The sequence below is a fragment of the Neobacillus drentensis genome, assembly GCF_036965245.1.
Taxonomy (GTDB): domain Bacteria; phylum Bacillota; class Bacilli; order Bacillales; family Cytobacillaceae; genus Neobacillus; species Neobacillus drentensis_G.
Window position 1 is genome coordinate 1 of record NZ_JBALPG010000161.1, and the last position, 3,313, is coordinate 3,313.

The following is a 3,313-nucleotide window of genomic DNA, read 5'->3' on the forward strand; positions in this document are numbered from 1 at the left end:
CATGTTGCCATGGAAAGTACGAGTGTCTATTGGAAGCCGATTGTGAACTTACTTGAAGCTGAGGATATTGAGTTTCTAGTTGTCAATGCTCAGCACATGAAGGCTGTTCCGGGACGAAAGACTGATGTCAAGGATGCAGAATGGATTGCTAAACTGCTTCGCCACGGCCTGCTTAAAGCTAGTTATATCCCTGACCGTAATCAAAGGGAACTGCGAGAGCTGGTTCGATATCGTCGAAGTATCATTGAGGAGCGAGCAAGGCAACACAACCGGATCCAAAAGGTTCTAGAAGGAGCAAACATCAAACTGGGGTCTGTAGTTTCAGATGTTCTGGGTGTTTCGGCAAGAGACATGCTTGACGCCATCGCCAATGGCGAAGAAGATCCCAAGAAACTGGCGGACTTCGCCCGCCGCTCCATGAAAAAGAAGAAAGAAGAACTGGAACTGGCTTTGAAAGGTTATATTGGTCCCCATCAACGTTTAATGTTAAAAACCATTTTAGGTCACATCGATTTTCTAACTGAACAAATCGAGATGCTCGATCAAGAAGTTGCGAAAAGACTAAGCTCCCATCAAGAATATCTGGAAATACTAGATTCCATTCCCGGGATTGCGAAAAGAATGGCTGAACAAATCCTCACGGAAATCGGAACTGATGTTAAAGCGCAATTTCCAAGAGCAGCCCATATGTGTTCTTGGGCCGGTCTGGTTCCAGGACAGAATGAAAGTGCAGGAAAAAGGAAATCGGCTAAGACAAAAAAAGGAAATAAATATTTAAGGTCGGCATTAACGGAGGCAGCTCATTCCGTAAGGGGATCCAAAAACTATCTCGGAGCGCTGTATAGGCGTACTGCCTCGCGCAAAGGCAAGAAACGTGCTGGCATTGTCGTCGCCCACGCCATGTTGCGTATCTCTTATTATCTCTTAACACGTAAAGAAATGTATGTAGACTTAGGCGAAGACTACTTTGATAAGCAGAGACAACAATCGATTGTCAAGCATTCACTGAGACGACTCGAAAGCTTGGGATACACTGTTACGTTGGAAGAAGCTAAAGTATCTTAATCCTGTCCACCAACCTACAATAGATCGATTATACTTGGCGCTCTCCCCTTTTTAAAAAAACAAATGAGCTGCGTCTATTTAAGTATGGCCATATTTCTAAAGTTGTAGAATTTAATTTTCATGGTAGTTTAAGTGGAAATATTCACAATCCTTTTTACTTTAACAAAATCTAATTCCTTAATGTGTAGGGGCATATCAAAAAGACGCCTTCTTACTAAAGAAAAGCGCCCATTTGTGGAATAAGACCCTATACATTGAAATTTTACAACCAAATATCAACATTGCCCTTTAACAGAGCAAAGTTAGAAGAATCATCTTCTATAAAATGCGTGTAGTTTTCCCGCTAATTAACTTAAAATGAACATTGTTTGATGTTCCTCCTTCAATATGTTTTGGAACATCTGTTACTTTTAGTAATTTCTTCAAATGAATAGATTTTTTACGATTTGCTTCTATCGTAATACTGTATGGACCATCTAAATTCATAAGCGACTCCATCTGTATTTCATCCTCCATCAAAAAGGAATCTAAAAATTCCAATTCAAATGAGACGGCTTTATTGCTTCGATTATGTAATACAAGATTGCATTCCCCATCCAATAAGTCCTTGTTCACATTTTCAAAATTACACTTGCCTTTGCCATCGTAAGAAATTGCCGTAATGCCACTTGCTAATGTTTCTTGGTAGATTGTAATTAGAATCTTGGGTAAAAATGCATATACTATTACAACTATTACTATGGTTCGAAAGTGATATTTCTTTATGCCAATGACAAGTAAAATCATAGCGATTATAAACAAAACGGACCCAATTATACCAAGTAAAACATATCCATCTTGATTGCGTATTGGAAACGACATGAATGTAGAACGTGCTTCTAACATTACATCATTAGGAAATGGGAAATATAAATACATACATATACCTAAAATAATAACTGAACTAATGAGTGTCACTTTACTTCTTATCATCATACCCCTCCTCTCTTTATCGTATTTAAATGCCCTCTTTTTAACTTAGGTAAAATGTTTTCTTTCATTATACTCCTCAACTAACCTGCCATTTAGCTTAATAACAAAAGGGTGCTGTTTGTTGTTTGTGGGAGCCAGTTCTTAGAAACGCCACCGATAGTTAATTAAGCACTCTGAAGGTAAATAATTTACATTCCAGACTGCCAAGCAATAATAATGAACGTTGTCCATAATAGTGAAGGAGCTATTATTATTGAATTTAATGCGATTAATACAAAATTATTATTAGCTTTGTTTAAAAACATACATACAATTGCCATTAATGAGCAAAAATAAGATAAAAAGGCACCTACCCAGTACCAAGTCCAAGTGAAAGTCCCACCTGGTCCCCAATAAGCCATAGACTGAAATTTGATACTAAATATTAAACCAACCACAGTTAAAACAAAAGATATAATGCCCCAATATTTAATCTTCTTCATTTTAACGCCGCCCTATCGCATAGTGTAAATTTACACTAATTATAACATGAGGTTATTTCAATTTATACAAATAATTCCTATCCTTTTTAAAGTAACCTGTCCATTAGTTGTAGAAGCTGGGTATTATCGAACTGGTTAAATTATTGCATTCTTGAACAAAGAAGTAAGGTCTCCTGCTAATTGATTTTTAGAATAATCATCGTGGTATATTCGAAATACGCTTGGCTGCTTTGAACTTAGTTTGACATATATAGGGTCACCGCTTCCGTGGGAACAACTTGCTAAAAAAATATATCCATCATCTAATACCGATATTCCAGGTTCATATTTAGTGCTTTCATCAATTATGTCATCCACACCTCCCCATATAATATATGAAACCCCATCATAATCCTCATCAGGTTCATCTTCTTGAATTCCAAACTCTGCATCTATTAAAGGGACGGTCGTATATAATTCGATATACCATTCTGGCAATTTTATTTTAAGTTCTTTTTCTAATTTTACTAAATCACTTTCGGTTGTCTTTTTTCCAACAAATTCGGGATATTTTAACTTAATTCTTTCTACAAGCCTTTTGGCTTCGATAATTATTTCATTATCTTTCATTCTCCATACTCCCATATCAATTTATCTATTTAGAGTTCGATTAAGTTCAATAAAATCCTGCTTATCGCAATAATTGTTGTTGAACTGCCCAGTTAGTTGAAGAAGCACTACAAAAATAAGCGTTAATCCTTAAAAGAAGCGTTAATCCTTCTTGGATCAACGCTCGCGTTACTTTAAGTTATCAT

General features: G+C 36.5%; 4 protein-coding genes. 1 reads left to right on the top strand and 3 read right to left on the bottom strand.

What is annotated here, in order from left to right; translation table 11 throughout:
• The coding region (locus V7150_RS23475; protein ID WP_335523039.1) for an IS110 family transposase at positions 1-1,065 on the top strand (1,065 nt) is incomplete at its 5' end.
• Between the two features lie 318 nt (positions 1,066-1,383).
• On the opposite strand, the gene V7150_RS23480 is transcribed toward V7150_RS23475, so the two are convergent.
• The 3 genes from V7150_RS23480 to V7150_RS23490 form a co-directional block, all read right to left on the bottom strand.
• Positions 1,384-2,037, bottom strand: a complete 654-nt coding sequence (locus tag V7150_RS23480) for a hypothetical protein (RefSeq protein ID WP_335523040.1) — start codon at positions 2,035-2,037, stop codon at positions 1,384-1,386.
• A gap of 188 nt (positions 2,038-2,225) precedes the next feature.
• A complete protein-coding gene (locus V7150_RS23485) occupies positions 2,226-2,519 on the bottom strand; it encodes a hypothetical protein (RefSeq protein ID WP_335523042.1) in 294 nt (97 codons plus the stop codon).
• Between the two features lie 135 nt (positions 2,520-2,654).
• Positions 2,655-3,128, bottom strand: a complete 474-nt coding sequence (locus V7150_RS23490; RefSeq protein WP_335523044.1) for an SMI1/KNR4 family protein — start codon at positions 3,126-3,128, stop codon at positions 2,655-2,657.
• Positions 3,129-3,313 lie beyond the last annotated feature (185 nt).

What these genes read in the sequence shown, in the direction of transcription:
- V7150_RS23480 (WP_335523040.1), bottom strand. Translation starts at nt 2,037, where the DNA reads ATGATAAGAAGTAAAGTGACACTCATTAGTTCAGTTATTATTTTAGGT.
- V7150_RS23485 (WP_335523042.1), bottom strand. Translation starts at nt 2,519, where the DNA reads ATGAAGAAGATTAAATATTGGGGCATTATATCTTTTGTTTTAACTGTG.
- V7150_RS23490 (WP_335523044.1), bottom strand. Translation starts at nt 3,128, where the DNA reads ATGAAAGATAATGAAATAATTATCGAAGCCAAAAGGCTTGTAGAAAGA.